The following is an 18408-nucleotide window of genomic DNA, read 5'->3' as shown; positions in this document are numbered from 1 at the left end:
CTTAATTTTATAATCTATTAATGTTTCAATTTGCTCTGTTTCCATTCGTGTTAATCCATAGGCCAATAATAAATTCAAGAGAAAACTATTTACTTACGCAAAAGCACATCTATATCTTCCTTGAATTTCAAAATACAAATTATTAATAAAACAAGTAAAGTAGCTATATTAAGAACATTAAAGATATACCAAAAAAACAACACTCCTATCAGTACATCAGATATAAATCCTTCCCTGACATTTTTTAAATATTGATTGAATTTTTTTGAAGACAGCATAACTTTCTCTAGTATAAATATGGTAATGCCAGCAAGAAAGAAGACTATCTTTTTCAAATCCGAAGGCTGATCTACTAAAACATAAGCTACTATATATATAAATAGCAAATCAATAATTCTGAACCTTTTAAGCATATTATTCACTTTTACCATTTGGCTTTCTTCCATTTCCCTTTTGATTTACCTTCGTCATATTTTAAATACCACTGTTTAGAATTCAATTTTTTTCTATAAGTTAAAGTAATTTTAGTACCCGGTTCTGGGACTGGCTTTATAAATTTTTCCCCAACATAATAGCCCCCTACTATCTCTAAACTCTTCTGTCGACTTGGAGCTTTTATATATTTTAAACCAATGTTCTTAACTACATTACCAGCATTAAAACTGACAACTGCTCTCGCAATTTGTCCTGAATAATAATTAAATTTAGTTTGCTTATAACTTCTTTGGTAATATTCATGCTTACCTTTTTTCCAATATTTATATCCACTTACAACTTTTTTTGCCTTATCCCCATCCGGATCCACCATCATCACCGGATTATTATCCGCATACGTATACCCATTCTGCGTTACTGGATCATCCTCATCACCTGAATCTGGATCCACCGATAAGAACACACCATGATCTGGGTTATAGTATCTCGCAATCAAGTAATACATACCAACTTCTCTATCATACATGTATCCCGCATATCCAAATGGACTGTCCGCTGCGATTCCTTTCGCTTCGCTCTTTAGGACGTTCCCCCATGCATCATATTCATAGCTTGCGACTATTTGTCCATCCTTGTCGGTCATTGCTATTACGTCACCGCGCGGGTTGTAGTGGTAGTATACCGATTGACCTTGGATTTTCATTGCTAGGCGGACGCCGTCTTTGTTGTAAACGTATTGTCGGAGGACTTTTCCGTTCCCGTCTGTTTCGTATAGCGGGTTAATGCTGTCACCATCGTAGAAGTAACGGGTTACTTGTCCGTTTACGTTCTTTTCACCTTTTCTCGTTAAGGCAACAAGTTGATCTATCTCGTCCTATATAAGTAAGGACATAAAGTTATGTCCCTACTTACTATCATCGTACTTCCAATCAACTACACAATTTCTATTAATAAAAGAAATCACCTAGTTTTATAAAACACAAATGAGCAACAAACAGCCAGCGCAAAAAAGAATAAAATCAAAATTTTAATACCCCAACTTAAAAAGTTAAAATATGGAGTGAAGATTATAACTATTATATATACGAGCCATATTACTGTAATAGTAAACGGAATGTATTCTCTTGATTTTAAGAACATTATTGACAAATATAAAATCCAACCTATCCCTATAATCCATGTAATAATTGCTCCACCTTCAATAAAAATCATCTCCTATCTTCTGAGGGTTATAATTTTTATAGGCTTTTATACACCTTGATTCATAAAGAAGCTTCCTACATCTCCATCATCTTACCTCAATGAAATAGAACATAATGGACACTATTATAAAAGATAATCCAAATATCAATAAACGGATCTATATAGAAATTGATGATAGAGGCGTAAAATACAATACTTAGAGAACAACAAATGGGATGAAAAACATAGCTAATGAATACACCTTACTCCGAATAATAAACTCAATAAACTTTACTCCGAAAAAGGCCATTACCATGATTCCATACACCCATATTAATCGCTCATCGAATTCATTCATCCTGTCACTCCTCTTTAAATCCCTTTCCGAAACCTATAAACATCTAGCATCCAGCTAATTCGCCTTACATAAACTTTCTTACTGTCGCCATAGTAGAAGGAAGGTGTTATTTTAAATAAAAAAGTGTATCCCAAAATTAAACTAACTGTTTAAATTTTGAGATACACTGAATCAACTTTACTTTATTTTTCTTTTTCAAACATACTAGCTAATATTCCACTAATCATCAAAGAGATCACTATTAATACATTCATTGTATTACTAAAGAACGATCTATATGGAGTAAAGGTTGCTATGAATATATATATTAGACTCACTACTAACACCGTTACCACTTTATATTGTTTCTTTTTTAACATAATCGCTAATACAACTAAAATTAAAACAACATTATATACACCAATAAATATCTGTGTCATCTCCATATTACTAATCTACTTCCTCCTTTTTTTAGAATTAGTTTTTTTCGGTCTATACTCCGTATATCCTTTTTTATATCCTTTATAATATCCATCTACATAAACTACCAAGTCCGGGATCAGCCCTATTCCTCCAACAGCTTTACTACCAACAAAAAACGCTCCTTTAGCCGCTGATTTCACTGTATTTTTTATGATTTGCTGTTTTGCAACACGCTGTCCAGGAGATAAGTTTGCAATTTTCTTTTTTGAGTTATTTTTAGATGTTTTCCATCCAAAAGCCCAGCCGACACCAAAAGTAAATGCCTTATTCAATCCATTTCCCATTCCAACAAATCCTGCATAACTATCTCTTACCGCAACCAACCCAGACTTAACTCCCTTAACATGTGCATATGCTGTCCGATTATTATGATACGGCATCGGCGTCGTACCCCAAAAGCGATATGCCCAATGCCCATCCGGATCCACCATCATCACCGGATTATTATCACCATACGTATACCCATTCTGCGTCACTGGATCATCACTATCACCCGGATCTGGATCCACCGATAAGAACACACCATGGTCTGGGTTATAGTATCTCGCGATCAAGTAATACATACCAATCTCTTTATCATACATGTATCCCGCATATCCGAATGGGTTGTCTGCTGCGATTCCTTTTGCTTCGCTCTTTAAGACGTTACCCCATGCATCATATTCATAGCTTGCGACTATTTGTCCATCCTTGTCGGTCATTGCTATTACGTCACCGCGCGGGTTGTAGTGGTAGTATACCGATTGATCTTGTATTTTCATTGCTAGGCGGACACCGTCTTTGTTGTAAACGTATTGTCGGAGGACTTTTCCGTTCCCGTCTGTTTCGTATAGCGGGTTAATGCTGTCACCATCGTAGAAGTAACGGGTTACTTGTCCGTTTACGTTTTTTTCAATACGACGGTTTTCGTTGTCGTATTTATATGTTGCGAACGGTTTGCCTTCCCCTTTTTTCGTTACAGCAACAAGTTGGTCTGCTTCGTTCCATGTGTATGTGTATTTCCCATCAGATGTACGGTTACCATTTGCGTCATACGTTAACGATTCGTTTCCGAATTTTAGAAGTTGATTTCCTTCGTTAAATGTTGCGATTACTGATTTCGTTTCTTTTCCATTCTCTGTTACTTTCACACTCGTACGATTGCCAAATCCATCATACATGTAGTCTCTAACTGTTCCATTTGGTGTAGATTCTTTTAATAATTGATTAATTGGATCATAAACATAATTTGTTTCCGTTATTTTCCCATCAAGACTTTCATGTTTAATCTTCGTACGGTTTCCTGTTTTGTCATACTCATATTTCTCTAATAGTAGCATTTGCTTTGGTGTTGCAATAGCTAAATCCGATAGTTTCCCTGTTTGGTCATAATTATACGTTGCACTAGCATCATTCGGTGCGATATACGTACGTACGTGGCCGTTCTCATCATAATGGAAATTATAATGTGCCCACATTTCATCCCAAACAGATGTGTTTTGATCTAAAGCATTATATTCATATTTTATTTTACTGTTATACCCACCGTGTGTAATTGACTGTTCTTTTAACTTTTCGGTTTTGCTATTTGCTTTATCATGATATGCCCAATCAATTTTCCCACCTCGGCTATCCGTTATACTCGTGATCCGATCTGCTGTATCATATGTTTTGCTTTTTTCAACCCCATTTACATGATCTTTCACTTTCGTTTCTTGTCCATTAGCATCGCGTTCGAATGTAAAGGCATCTTTTCCATTTCGCTTTTCACCCATAATGCGATCCGCTGTATCATAACTCCATTCAATCAGTGAGCCATTTGGCATTTTCGTTTTTGTCTTATTTGCATTTGCATCATATTCATATTCAATGCGACGATTTAACGCATCGATATACGTTGTAATTTTATTATCTACATCATACTCATATTTGTGTGTTTGTGTTTTCCCACCAAACATTATAGATTTTTCAGTTGTATTGCCATTATGATCATAATTATAACCAACAGAAGTTCCATTTTTTAATGTCACTTTTTTAAGTTGATTATCTTTATTGTAATCGAAAGATTTTGTATTCCCTCTCTCATCGGTTTCTGACTTTTTATTTCCGACTCCATCATAAGAAAAGGCTATTTTATTTCCTTCTTCATCATACGAAGCTGTTACATTTCCATCGTTGTCATATTCATTTTTGACAAGCACATTCCCTTCTAATAACCGAATATCATCAAACCATACTTTTCCTTTGTTTTCATTTCTAAATAACAAATAAGTATCGATATGTTTAATCGGCTTTGTCGCTGGAATGAATACCGCACTACGATTCCAATCATTCGTTCCATTCGGAAACATAGCTGTAAAATTGGCAGTACTACCATCTTGATACGTTACATCTGCTCGTACTGCATAATCTTTCGATAATTTTTCTCCTGCACTATTTTCTACTTTCTCGGATTTTGACATAGCAGTTAAAGTTAAGTTTTGTGCTTGTTTTTGATTTAGTACAACACGACTTTGGTAACTAATGTCCTTTTGATTATATTGTAATTTTTCTAATACAATAGAAGAACCACCATGAAATCCTTCTGTTGCTATATCTTTTCGATTACAATTTTCTGGACAATTTCTAGTCCAATTCGGAACAGATCCAGTTTCCGAATACTCTTCAAAACTACTATTTACAATTGGATTAAAACTAGATGATACATCTCCTTTTTCAAGCTGCAACTTATCAAACCAAGCTGCTCCACTTACAGATTCTCTTTCATGTTCAATGACTAAATGTATTTTTGCTTTACTTGCCTTATCTGTCGTTTTAAACGTCAATTGACGATTCGACCATCCATTTTCTGATTTTAAATTATTTGAGCGATTGTCGGACCAATCCGTTCCACCAGTCGGATTTCCATTTTCATCTAAGAACATGACATTAAAATAGGCATCTGCATTTTTCAGTGTAGTTTTCACCATACCCGTTAATGTATAGTTCGTACTAGGTTCTACTTCTACTTCCTGTGCTATTGCTGTATATCCCCAAGAACTAGCACCAGTTATTTGCGCAGTTAACTTCAATGAACCTGAGCCACCAAGCCCTCCCGGTGCTCCTTCCGCATCCTTTGTCATAGAGCCCTTACTATCTTTATTCACCATTGTCCAATTTTGTAATGTGTCCATTTCAAAGCTTGGATTTTTTAGAAGGTTTCCTCCTACACCAATATTTTTACTCGTTTGAATGACATTCCCAAATTTATCATACTGTTTTACTTCAGCTGTTTCGGAGGCATGATTTGTTTCTGAAACAGCTGCATTTGCTTGTTGATACGCTATAGTAGTTTTCCGATCTTCTACATCTGTCGCTTTAATAACATCATTATTTTTATTATATTCAAACTTTTCAGTCCCTGTTGGGTCTGTTACAGAAGTCACATTACCATTGTTATCATATGTGACTGTTTCCACTTGATTTTTAGGCGTTGTCGTTTTCTCCAAGTGATTCGCTTTATATTCATATGTTGTCGTTAACTTTAAATGCTCTGCATCTACAACTATTTTTGCTGGATTACCAGCTTGATTATAGCTATGCACCGTTTTACGAGCTTTAGCATCCGTCAACGTTACCTCTTTAGCTGCATCGTTATAAGATAATACAGATTCCTTTCCTAGCGGGTCTGTTACCTTTACTAATTTATTATTTTCATACGTATATGTCGTTTTATATGGTTTTGTTTCCGTATGTTTCGGATCAAACGTATAACGTAGTTTTCCATTCTCATAGCCATAACGATACTTCTTTCCTTCTGGTGTCGTAGATCCTACTAACTGATCATTTTCGTATTCGAACGTTACAGTGCTATTTTCTGGCCCTATAAATTGAGAAACAAATTTCCCTGTATACGTAATAGTAATAGTACGTCCTGATGCATCTGTAATCTTAATCGGCCTTTGATTTGTATCATATTCATACTTCACAACATTTCCAAAGCTATCTTTCTCTTGTTGTACTTTTCCTTGCTTTGAAAATGTTATAACGGATTGATCTTTATCTTTTAATTCAAATCCATCAGCTATTTTCTTTACTTCCAAATGAACACCATTAGGTGCTTGATATTGATTATCACCTGTTTTAGTAAATAGTAATGTGGATTTGTCTCTCGTTGTATATAAAATATTTCCAGAAGATTCTTCTTTCATCACTTCTTCTAATGAACTATGCCAGCCTTTCCCGAATAAACCAGTTCCGGTATCTTGACTATTATACGTTCGATCAATAGATACATTTGGGCCTTTTCCAGACAGATTAAAATCCGTCTCATCCATAACAAAATTCCCATTAATAGCAGTAACCTTTCCACCAATTACATTCACTGCTGCCCAATAATCTTTCGTGCCAAGCCAAGAAACGTCATTCGAAAAAGTTGGTGTAAACTCTTGTGAAATTTCACTTTCTGCATGACCCGCTTTACTATACGCTGTTACTCGGAACCAATAGTTTTTGGAACCACCATATATACCACCAGAATTGCGGTAGACTGGAGATGGATCTAGCGAAAGCTCATTTCCTTTTTGGTCATGATGAAGTTGATATTTCCCACTAGAAATTTCCGCTTCTGTCGGCCAAATATTTTGTCCTTGCGTTGTCCATGTTGTTGTATTACCAACATCAAATGCTTCATAGTCTTTCCCGTTATAAATCCATACTTTATAACCACTTGCCTCTGGAACAGGATCCCACTTTACTGATACATATCCTGTATTACTACCTGGCCCATTTGTATAAGCTGATCCAGCTGGCCTCTTTACTTGTTCTAGCGGAACATAGGAAACTGTTTCATCAGACAACGGACTATCACCGTATGGATATTCCGCTACGATTCGAATCCAGTACCCACGAGCTGAACTATAATCCCCATATGGGCTACCTGCCAAATAAGCATTTTTGTACATTGGGCCAGGGCTTACGGAAAAATCCGTCCCCTTTCCATCTTTATGAAACTCAAATTTCCCTGCATTTATTTCATCTTGTGTAGGGAAGATTTTCTTATCTTTCGTACTCCAACTTGTTACATTTCCGACAGGAATATATTCATAGTCATATCCATTAAAAATGGCAACTTTATATCCTTTTGCACCTTGAACTGCGTCCCATTGTATATTGAAATGCCCTGCTTCACTTCCAGTTCCATTCGAATACGCTTGTACCCTCGGTTTATTCAATTTTTCATATGAATAATTAACCGCTAAATATGGCGCATTCGAACCATTTTGAGCTGCGACAAACTTCTTCCAATGCGTCTGTCCATTTCCGTTAGCATGTAATTTGAAGCCGTAATTCGGTCTCGTTCCATCTACCCACGCTTTTACTGTATTTGTTACATTAAATTGCGCCCACTTCCCGCGACCTACATTTGCTTGAGCAATATTATTTGATCCTGGCTTATTACTCCAATTAATATTAGAAACATTCCAATTTCCCGTTACTTCATCAAGCCATACACCATTTGGGCTATCTCCGTAATAATGCCATATAGCATACGTATGAAATGTTGCACTTTGAATTGTTGCACCTTTTAAATTAGAAATATCAGATTTAATAAAAGCATCATTTGTGCCTGTTCCTGCATTAAAATAACCGACTTTTAACGTATATGCCTTTTGTCCTTCATCCCATAAACTACCGCCTGAATAATTAATATTAGGATCTGCACTTGATGCATACGCATTTTCAAATCCCCTTACCGTAACCGAAGGATCTATAAAAACAGGATACTTACGTTCGGCTGATTCTAACCATTTTGGATCTGCAGTAACTGTTAAATTGTATTTCTTCCCCCCAGCAGGAGTTATCTCATATTTCACATTTTGAGATGTAACAGCTTCTCCGGATTCTTGATTAATATTTGAGTCAGCCATATAAGGCTTTGGTAGTACAAATACATTCTCCTTTTTTTCATTTTGAAAAATAATAGAACCATCTTCTTTTAAACTCGGCTGTAAATCTGTCTGTAATTCGAATGAAAAAATGTGATGCCCTGTATATTGATGGAGTACAAAGTCTTCCTTTACATTTTCATTAAATGTTGTACTTTTTAAATCAATACTTGGAAAAATCCCTTTATACCATACTGTATTCTCTTCATGCGACGCTGTAACAGCTGTCGGTTTTAATTCACCCTTTTCACCACGTGCGCCTGTCAGTTCATACTGAATCGTATGTCCATCCACTTCGAATTGAACATACTTTCCATCCTTTACTACTTTCTCAAACTTCGGCTTTAATGCTGTATTTTCTGTTACGATTTTTTTATCTGGTGATTCTACTAAATTAGTAGAAACCTCTTCTAATTTCCCATTCTTTTCTGCATGAATTGGTTCAGTATATATTTTTTTAGTAAACGTACCATCTTGATTATCAAAAACCTTTTCTGTCTCCGTCCGTTCTTCTACAACTTCAGTCGGCTTAGCTTTTGCATTGGCATTTTTTTGTTTTATCTGATCTGGATGTGGAGCTGGTAATTCCTTCTCGTCTTTCTGTTCTACTTGTGGACTTGGTTCTGAATTTGGCGACGGTGTAAACGGCGGTGCCGTTTCCGCCAGTCCATTCATCGGTATAGAAGTAACAATTAATGCAACTACCATAAGCTGTATGAAGTACCTATACCATTTTTTCTTAACTTGCTTCTTTTCCATACATTCACCCCTAATTCGCATCGGTTTTATTCTTACAATTAACAATTTAAAGAATTTTCCGAGGGGGTTCAACATAAAAATGACAATATTGTGACATTTTTTCTAAAAATGTATATTTTCCGACAATTTACCATTTTATATTCCTTTTTCCTTATAAATACAGTAAAATATTTGTAGATTAAACGTTTTATTACACTTTATTTACTTTTTATCTACTTTATAATAAAAAAGAACTATCTCTTCTCTTAAAAATTCAGAGAAAGAATAGTTCTTTTTTCATTTACTTTATTTCTTAAAGTAAGTCCAGCCTTCTTCTTGGTAAACCTTTTCTTCTTTCATCAACTTACCAAGTGCGCGCTTAAATGCAGCTTTACTCATGTTAAAGCGTTCTTTAATATCTTCTGGATGGCTCTTATCCCAAAACGGCATTGCTCCGCCTCGTTCTTCCATATATGCATAAATTACTGCAGCATCGTCTTCCATTCCTTCTTCTTTACGAGGAAGAAGTGAAATGTTAATTGTACCATCATCTTTCACGTCAATAATACGGCCCGTTACACGCTCACCGATGCGGACTTGTTCTTTTCTTTCTGTATGGTGTAAGAAAGCACGGAAATGCTCATCAGTTAGTATGAATGAACCAACTTGAAGCGAACGATATACACGTCCATTTACGTTTTTATTACGCATAGATGGCGTTGCATCTACGATAATTTCTTGCATATCACTGTCTCTTGCCGGAAGAGCAATTAAACGCTCACGATTCGTTAATTTTAACGTACAATATAATTCGTCTCCAACTTCTGGCCATACCGGCATATAAATTGGGAATTCATCAGCTGGAATTAGTATATCTTTTGACACACCAATATCAACAAACACACCTAAACTAGGAATAACTTCTACAACCTTTACCCAGTTCCAATCATAAGTTGTAATAATCGGTTCCTTCATTGTTGCTGAAATACGATTTTGGTGATCAAGGTATAAGAATACATCAATCGTATCGCCTTCTTCAATTTCTCCAGCTACTTCGTTTTTATGTAGGAAAATTTCTTCTTCTTCATTCCCAACCATATATCCGATTTCCGTTTCGCGTAAAACAGTTACCTGTTCAATCGATCCTATTTGCAAATACATATTTTTTAATTCCCTTCTATATATATAAAATTATCTTTTTTATCATTCCAAACAAAAGTTAATTATAACATGATTTTTCCTGTATTTGTCCAACTGCCCAAAATTCACTATAATAAAATGAGGTTCCATGAATATAAGTACGAAAACACTTAAGTCTAGACTCGTTTTCAGCTATACTTTAGTATGTACAGTACATAACAAGATTAGAAATTTATTTGGAGGTGCTAACTATGGCAAAAGATAGTTCTTTTGACATCGTTTCGAAAGTAGAATTACCTGAAGTAACAAACGCAATTAATATCGCATTAAAAGAAATCCAAAACCGATATGACTTTAAAGGAAGTAAAAGTGATATTAAATTAGAAAAAGAAGTACTAGTTTTAACTTCTGACGACGAGTTCAAATTAGACCAAGTAAAAGACGTTTTAATTTCTAAACTTGTAAAACGTAACGTTCCAATTAAGAACTTAGATTACGGAAAAGTTGAAGCTGCAACTGGCAACACTGTTCGCCAACGTGCAACACTTCAACAAGGTATCGATAAAGATAACGCTAAAAAAATTAACAACATCATTAAAGAAATGAAATTAAAAGTAAAAACACAAGTACAAGACGATCAAGTACGTGTTACAGCGAAAAGCCGTGATGACTTACAAGCCGTAATCGCAGCTGTTCGTAGCGCTGATTTACCAATCGACGTACAGTTCATTAACTACCGCTAAAAAGAAAACTCCTCTTAATTAGAGGAGTTTTCTTTTTGTCTTGTAGAGACAATATTACAAGAACAAACCATAGAAAAAAGGGTATGTGCGGTAAAAATCGCTAAGTAAATTGAAAATAAGGAAAAGACACCTTAAGACGTTTTCCCTTCGATTTGAATTACTTTTCTTAGTAATTACATCCTAGGCCAAAGTCATCTTAAAAATTGCTATAACTCATAATTCCTCTCCTCGCCAAAACGTAACAATTTATGAGTATAAGAATATTTTCCAACCTTTAATGTAATGTAAAATTAATAAGTATTTAAAAAAATGTTAATAAAAAAAGAGTTAGAAGTGGTTATTTGAAGAAATTAATATTATGGTTTTTATTGGCCACATTCTCCCTAAATACTGTAGGATGTTCTAATAATACGAATACACTAACGGATAAGTCTAACTGTATCAACAAAGCTTGGTACAAAAAAAATATGTCATGTAATCATTTAAAAAACATTAAATAGTTAATGATAAAGGTCATAAAAAAAAGACACCTCAAAGTGCCTTCCTCCGACTTGAATCATCTCAATCTTAACAATATTTGGATGTAATTAAAAAGAAGCATAAATTGTTAAGAAAGATGCAGACTTCAAAATAAAAAGTACACTAAGTAAACTCTTATTCAAAAATTTATATTAAACACTAATATTTTAGAAGCAAGTTTATAAGTGTAAAACCTACAGGGATTTCCCCTGTAGGTTTTATTATATTTCAAGTGATTTCCAAATGTATTATGAGTGGCTTTTTTCAGTTTGGTTTTCAAAATATTTTTCTTTAACCATTTTTATCAGATTTTCTTTTTCTGTTAGTTCAAATATAAATAATGCTTTTTTCATGTTATTTGCAATATCTTCTTCATTCTGTTGTTTAAATCTTAATAAATTCCATCCTTTTAAATAGTAAAGTTCACCTAATAAGTATAGAGTATTTAGATTAATAGCTAATTTGATGCCCTTATCAATGTATTTTACCGCTTCTTCATATTGATAGGTCATACCTAAACATTTCGCTAAATTAAAAATGATTTTTAATTTAATCGCTTTATCTCTCGGAAAATCTAACTTATTAAAATTAGTTAAACATCTTCCTAATATAGTAATACTTTTATCATATTCTTTATTTTCCGCATAAAATATAGACATTGTCTGCATAATATCTATTTCTCTTTCTGATAAAAAATCAACATTGGTTAAAGTTAGTTTTAATGCATTATTTAAAAGCTTTAAAGCAGTTTTTATGGATCTGTTCACCTCAAATACAGCAATTGCTTCATGCCATAGGAGAAATTGTTTATCTTCTTTTGCCTGAAAATTTTTTTCATCTTTCTCTTTTTTCACGATTTCATAAAGTTCTTTATATTGTTTTTGCTTTAAGCAATCTTTTATTACACATTTTACATTTTCTACATATTTCAACTTTTTGTTTTGAGTTAATGCAAATATATTATTTGGGTCAATACCAAGTCTTTCTGATAATTGATATAACAATATACTAGATGGATAAATCATACCTTTTTCTATTTTGCTAATTTGACTTTGCGAACATATTCCATGACATAATTCGGATTGTGATATATTTTTTTTAATTCTAAGCTCTTTAATGGTAATACCCAAATCGTAAAATTCCATTTTCCCACCTACTATTTAGTACTATATTAGTATAAGAGTATTCTCTAACTTTTAATGTAATGTAAAATTAATATAGTTGCAATTATTGTTTGTTTCAAAGGTCTTTCTCTATCCGTATTGACACAAAAACAGGCTAGGAAGAAGACTTTCTCCCTAACCTGGCCCCACCGAACAAACTTACAAATCCAATAAGAAGACATGAACATAGAGTGCGTAACTTCTCATCTCATCTACGTTTCCTTTTAACTGCAATTAAAAACGCAATAAATAATACATTCACACCAACGATTAAGGAGATAAATAACCAATTCACACCTGTTTCTCTGTTAACTTTATACACGTTTGATTCTTCACGCTTTAAAACGAGATAAAATTTTCCGTTTTCCTCTCTTATAATTTCATCCTGCAACAATCCTCTTAACTCTTGTTTTTCACCAATTGCACTTGCAGGTAAGGAGACTTTTTGTGTTTCTTTCGTATTATTAATTGCTACTAAAGTTACTTCATCTTTATATTTTCGTTTTAGTATGCTCATCCCGCTCTTATCATACAGAAGCTCAAACGTACCGCGTCGTAAAGACGGTCTCGCCTGCCTAAGTTCACCTAGTTTTGTTATGTGCTGCATAAATTTTTCGTCTGACTTAAAATCCATTAATCGTCTATTATCGGGTACACTTCCTCCATCTAATGCAATTTCAGTTCCGTAATAAAAATTCGGAATCCCAGGTGATGTTAACAAATATGTAAGCGCCAGTTTTAAACGTGATGGCGGATAATACATATTTTCTTTTGCAATACGCGCATATCTTTTTGTTTCTTGATCATCTAAAAACGTAACAAATTCCCCTTCTTTTTTACTCACATCGTATAACGATTTCACCGATACATCCGCTTTGGAAAACGATTCTACTATTTTTTCGTTGTATTCGCTATCCTCCTTTGTCATAATACGAAAATCTTTCTTTATCACTTGCATATCTTTTTGCGCGTTATCCCAAAAGGAACGCGGCTTTTTTTCACTATGTATAACATAGCTTCCGTCTAAATCAACTTCTTTTATCCACCATTTCATTGCGTCAATTACCTGTTGTTCGTTTTCTCCAAGCGGAAATTGAAATACAACTTTCATTCCTTTTGCCTGAGCTTCTTTTACAAGTTCTTTCACATCATTTTCTGTCCCGAAATGTTCATTTACCTTTTTAAAATTTCGCACGTCTAATCCATCGTACTTTCCACTTTCAAAAAGTGGCGAAAGCATAACGGTAGTAAAACCCATTTCTTTTATGTAATCCAACCTTTTTATAATTCCTCTTATATCCCCGCCTTGATACCCTTCTAAATTACCAACTTCTAACTGTTTGTCATTTTTCGGTTCTCCATTATTGAAGCGATCAATCATAATGGAATAGATAACTTCGTCTCGCCACTCTCTTTTTTCGTCTGCAAAAGTATGTATTGGTACAAACAAAACAACAGCTAAGCAAAAACAAATGAATAGTTTCCTAGTCCGTATTTTTCCCACACGCATCCCCCAAGTTTTTTAATTGTAAGAATATTATACCAATTTTCTGAATGAAACGCATATGTCGATTTCAACCCTCACAAAATAATACATGTTAGATTTCCTAACATCATGTATATAATTTTCTGAATTTTTAGTTGATTTTTAGTTTAATTTCGAATATGATATGAAACATAACAAAATGATGTTATTTTTTCTAACATTACAGGAGGGAAAATCATGAATATGGGAGATACGGTTTTTATGTTTGTAACGACAGTAATGGTCATGTTAATGACACCAGGATTGGCACTTTTTTATGGAGGTATGGTTCGCAGCAAAAATGTACTCAGTACAACGATGCATAGTTATAGCGCAATGGCTATCGTTTCGATTCAATGGATTGTTATCGGCTATTCTTTATCATTCGGACCAGATTGGCACGGGATTATCGGTACACTTGATTGGTTCGGGCTAAACGGAGTTACCTACGCACCAAATCCAGACTACTCATCTACTATTCCTCACAATTTATTCATGATGTTTCAACTCATGTTCGCCATTTTAACTCCAGCTTTAATTTCAGGTGCATTCGCTGAAAGAATGCGATTTTCTGCCTTTCTTATTTTTATCCTTCTATGGACAACGATCGTTTACAATCCTGTCGCTCATTGGGTATGGGGCGTCGGCGGGTGGCTAAGGGAACTTGGGGCACTAGACTTCGCTGGCGGAAACGTCGTTCACATCACTTCCGGAGTTGCTGGTCTTGTATTAGCTATTTTCCTTGGAAAACGAAAAAACATAAATGGTTCTTCTCCTCACCATTTGCCATTTACAATGTTAGGCGCAGGCTTATTATGGTTTGGCTGGTTCGGTTTTAACGTCGGCAGCGCATTATCCTTAAACGACGTAGCTTTAACTGCATTTATTAATACAAATATAGCCGCTGCTGCCTCCGCTCTAACTTGGATGCTTTCTGAATGGTTCTTCCAATCAAAACCGACTGCGATGGGAGCTGCTTGCGGAGTTGTTTCTGGTCTAGTCGCTATTACACCAGCTTGCGGGTTCGTTACACCTTTCTCCGCTCTTCTTATCGGAGCAATTGGTGGTATATTATGCTTTGGCGCCGTTTTCTTCTTAAAAACAAAATTCGGGTATGACGATACACTTGATGCCTTTGGATGCCACGGCATCGGAGGAACTTGGGGCGGTATTGCAACAGGACTATTTGCAACCACTACCATAAACGGAGATGGTGCAAACGGATTATTTTATGGAAATGCCGCTTTACTGTTTAAACAACTGGTAGCAATTGGAGCAACATATGCATTCACAATAATAATGACTTATGCCATTATTAAAGTTATTAACTTCTTCCTCCCTGTTCGGGTAGATGAGCACGAGGAACATATGGGACTTGATATTTCGATGCATGGTGAGAAAGCTTATGAACATGCAGAGCGAGCAAACTAAAAAAGAGATGCAATCTATTAGTAATAGATTGCATCTCTTTTTTGCGCACCGGGCAAAATACCCCACCTAGTATAACCGGAAATATATTAACGGTTTTTTGGATATATCAACGATTTTTCAAATATATCGATTGTTTCTTTCAATATATCAACGTTTCGACACAAGATATCGATTTACCAACAAATTCCGACATAACGAAACTGAAGAATACCCGCGTGTAACTTTACACATAAAAAAGACGACCGTTTCATAACAGTCGTCTTTTCCTATTTATTTCGGAGCATTTCCTACATATTGCGTAATATCAACATTTAATGCCTGCGCTAAACGCATACCGTATTCTTGATCTGCACGGAAGAAGTTACAAACAGCTAATAATTTTGTGCGTTCATTTACGTCTTTTAGATCATTTGTTAAGTTTGCAATTAAGTTATCTTGCTCTTCTTTAGAGAATGAACGGTAACGCTCACCTGCTTGTTTGAAGTCATTTGGTTTCTCGATTTTTTCACGAGATACATAGCCTTCTACTTTCATAGTTGAATCGCGGTAAGCTTTGTCTTCAACCGGATTCTCTGCATGACGGCTCGGTTCGTAGTTGATTGTAGATGGGTTTTGATTTACTTGCATCGCACCATCACGTTGTTGATTATGAACAGCTGCGTATGGGCAGTTTACAGGAATTTGTAAGTAATTTGCACCAAGACGATAACGCTGTGTATCTGGGTAAGAGAATAAACGACCTTGTAATAATTTATCTTCCGATGGCTCAATACCATTTACAGTTGCACTTGGAGAGAACGCTACTTGTTCTACTTCTGCAAAGAAATTTTTCGGATTACGATTTAACGTCATCGTCCCTACTTCCATTAATGGGAAGCGATCTTCTGGCCATACTTTCGTTGGATCTAATGGATCAAAGTCTAAAGAGTCCATTTCATCTAATTGCATAACTTGTACGTGTAAATCCCATTTCGGGTGATTTCCTTTTTCGATTGCGTCGAACAAGTCACGAGTTGCATGATTGAAGTCTTTCCCTTGTACTTCTTGCACTTCTTTCGCATTTAAGTTACGTACACCTTGCTGTGGTTTCCAGTGGTATTTAATGTAAACAATTTTACCTTCTTCATTAATCCATTTAAATGAATGGACGCCGAAACCTTCCATTTCACGATAACTTGCTGGTGTACCGTAATCAGAAAATACCCATGTCATCATGTGTGTAGATTCTGGAGTTAACGTCATGAAATCCCAGTAACGATCTGGCGTTTGAATATTCGTATCAGGTGCTGGTTTTAAAGAATGTACCATATCAGGGAATTTAATTGCATCACGAATGAAGAAAACCGGTAAATGATTACCTACGATATCGTAGTTTCCTTCTTCTGTATAAAATTTAACAGCGAACCCACGTGGGTCACGTGCTGTTTCAGGAGAACCTTGACCATGAATAACCGTTGAAAAACGAACAAATACAGGCGTTTCAGTTCCTTCATTTTGTAAAAATGCCGCTTTCGTATATTGCTTCATACTATTTTTCGTTACGAATACACCGTGAGCACCTGCACCACGTGCATGCACAACACGCTCCGGAATACGTTCACGATCAAAGTGCGCAAGTTTTTCTACTAAATGATAGTCTTCTAATAATACTGGTCCACGACGACCAGCTGTACGAGAATTTTGGTTATCTCCAACTGGAGCACCTTGGTTTGTTGTTAAGCGATTATTTGGATTCATCTAGGGGGATCCTCCTCTTTCTTTCATAGTAATTATTATTTATTTAAAATTATTATAAACTAATTATTATTCAAAACTAAACCTTTGTCAACTATTTCCTTCACTTTTTTTGAAACAATTTCAGCCAAACAGTCGATAAATGCAGATTGTGCATTCGGCATACTTGGTCTAAAATATTTGGCATTTAATTCATCATTTACAACTTTACATTCATAATCGTTGTCATATAAAACTTCTAAATGCTCCGCTACAAAACCAACTGGGCAATATACGAAAGATTCGTACCCATGCTCTGCATATAAATCTTTCGTTAAATCTTGCACATCTGGACCAATCCATGGATCAGGAGTATTCCCAGCACTTTGCCAACCGATTGTATAGTTTTGAATATTTGCAGCTTCTGCAATTAAATCTGCCGTATGCTTTAGTTGTTCTACATATGGGTCTCCTGCTGCAATAATCTTTTCTGGCAAACTATGCGCTGAGAAAATTACGACTGCTTTCTCTTTATCATCAATTTCTGTAAACGTTTCTTTTATTTGGTCTGCCCAATACGAAATAAATTTCGGTTCATCATACCATTGTTCAATTGGTTCAATAACAGGACCACCGATTTCTTTCGAAAGACGAATAGCACGATCATTATACGCTTTAATGCTAAATGTAGAATAGTGCGGTGCTAATACGATACTAATCGCCTGCTCAATTCCATCTCGCTTCATTTCCTCTACAGCATCTTCTATAAATGGCGCAGTATGTTTTAAACCTAAGTAACAAGTAAATTCATACTCTGTAAATATGTTATTCATTGAATCTGTTAATTTATGCGCCTGCTCTTTCGTAATTTTTGCAAGCGGCGAAATTCCACCAATCGCTTTATAGCGCCCAATTAAATCTTCAAGCGCTTCTTCTGACGGCTTACGCCCGTGACGGATATGTGTATAATATGCCTCTACATCGTCTAATGATTCTGGTGTTCCATACGCCATTACGAGTAAACCTATTTTTTTCTTTGTCATCTATATAACACCTCAATTTTATAAATGAGAATCCTTTTCAGAACGTTTGT

Annotated in this window: 11 protein-coding genes and 1 pseudogene; 2 read left to right on the top strand and 10 right to left on the bottom strand. The window is 35.2% G+C overall.

Annotated features, from left to right (window positions below; genetic code table 11):
• Positions 1 to 89: 89 nt before the first annotated feature.
• The 6 genes and pseudogenes from AC3EMB_RS06195 to AC3EMB_RS06170 all read right to left on the bottom strand — a co-directional run bounded on the left by AC3EMB_RS06195 (position 90) and on the right by AC3EMB_RS06170 (position 10242).
• Positions 90 to 431: a hypothetical protein gene (locus tag AC3EMB_RS06195; RefSeq protein WP_000241493.1), complete on the bottom strand. Its 342-nt coding sequence runs from the start codon at positions 429 to 431 to the stop codon at positions 90 to 92.
• Positions 425 to 1309 (bottom strand): annotated as a pseudogene (locus AC3EMB_RS06190) (RHS repeat domain-containing protein); the annotation flags it as partial. The gene AC3EMB_RS06195 and the pseudogene AC3EMB_RS06190, both read right to left, overlap by 7 nt.
• Before the next feature lie 525 nt (positions 1310 to 1834).
• The gene (locus tag AC3EMB_RS06185) at positions 1835 to 1975 is read right to left on the bottom strand and encodes a hypothetical protein (protein ID WP_229699485.1); all 141 of its coding nucleotides are present in this window, start codon (positions 1973 to 1975) and stop codon (positions 1835 to 1837) included.
• A 182-nt stretch (positions 1976 to 2157) separates the two neighbouring features.
• Entirely contained in the window at positions 2158 to 2400 is a 243-nt protein-coding gene (locus AC3EMB_RS06180) for a hypothetical protein (RefSeq protein WP_000426143.1), read from the bottom strand.
• A 9-nt stretch (positions 2401 to 2409) separates the two neighbouring features.
• Positions 2410 to 9102: a DNRLRE domain-containing protein gene (locus AC3EMB_RS06175; protein ID WP_488517585.1), complete on the bottom strand. Its 6693-nt coding sequence runs from the start codon at positions 9100 to 9102 to the stop codon at positions 2410 to 2412.
• Between the two features lie 285 nt (positions 9103 to 9387).
• Complete coding sequence (locus AC3EMB_RS06170; protein ID WP_078400953.1) at positions 9388 to 10242, bottom strand: CvfB family protein; 855 nt, start codon at positions 10240 to 10242, stop codon at positions 9388 to 9390.
• Between the two features lie 230 nt (positions 10243 to 10472).
• Between AC3EMB_RS06170 and AC3EMB_RS06165 the strand changes: the two genes are divergently transcribed.
• Positions 10473 to 10964: a YajQ family cyclic di-GMP-binding protein gene (locus AC3EMB_RS06165; protein WP_001040146.1), complete on the top strand. Its 492-nt coding sequence runs from the start codon at positions 10473 to 10475 to the stop codon at positions 10962 to 10964.
• A gap of 767 nt (positions 10965 to 11731) precedes the next feature.
• Here AC3EMB_RS06165 and AC3EMB_RS06160 read toward each other — a convergent pair.
• The gene (locus tag AC3EMB_RS06160; RefSeq protein ID WP_000397875.1) at positions 11732 to 12628 is read right to left on the bottom strand and encodes a helix-turn-helix domain-containing protein; all 897 of its coding nucleotides are present in this window, start codon (positions 12626 to 12628) and stop codon (positions 11732 to 11734) included.
• Positions 12629 to 12854: 226 nt separating this feature from the next.
• Positions 12855 to 14156 (bottom strand): alpha-amylase family glycosyl hydrolase, encoded by a 1302-nt coding sequence (locus AC3EMB_RS06155; RefSeq protein ID WP_078400954.1) that lies wholly within the window; start codon positions 14154 to 14156, stop codon positions 12855 to 12857.
• A 213-nt stretch (positions 14157 to 14369) separates the two neighbouring features.
• On the opposite strand from AC3EMB_RS06155, the gene AC3EMB_RS06150 reads away from it, so the two are divergent.
• A complete protein-coding gene (locus AC3EMB_RS06150) occupies positions 14370 to 15602 on the top strand; it encodes an ammonium transporter (protein ID WP_001055850.1) in 1233 nt (410 codons plus the stop codon).
• Between the two features lie 270 nt (positions 15603 to 15872).
• Here AC3EMB_RS06150 and katB read toward each other — a convergent pair whose 3' ends face one another.
• Entirely contained in the window at positions 15873 to 17339 is a 1467-nt protein-coding gene (gene katB / locus AC3EMB_RS06145) for a catalase KatB (protein WP_001069184.1), read from the bottom strand.
• A gap of 59 nt (positions 17340 to 17398) precedes the next feature.
• Positions 17399 to 18358: a ferrochelatase gene (hemH, locus tag AC3EMB_RS06140; protein ID WP_406651865.1), complete on the bottom strand. Its 960-nt coding sequence runs from the start codon at positions 18356 to 18358 to the stop codon at positions 17399 to 17401.
• Between the last annotated feature and the right edge of the window lie 50 nt (positions 18359 to 18408).

The sequence above is a fragment of the Bacillus sp. LQ16 genome (assembly GCF_057784645.1).
This window is presented reverse-complemented; position numbering and strand designations above follow the sequence as displayed.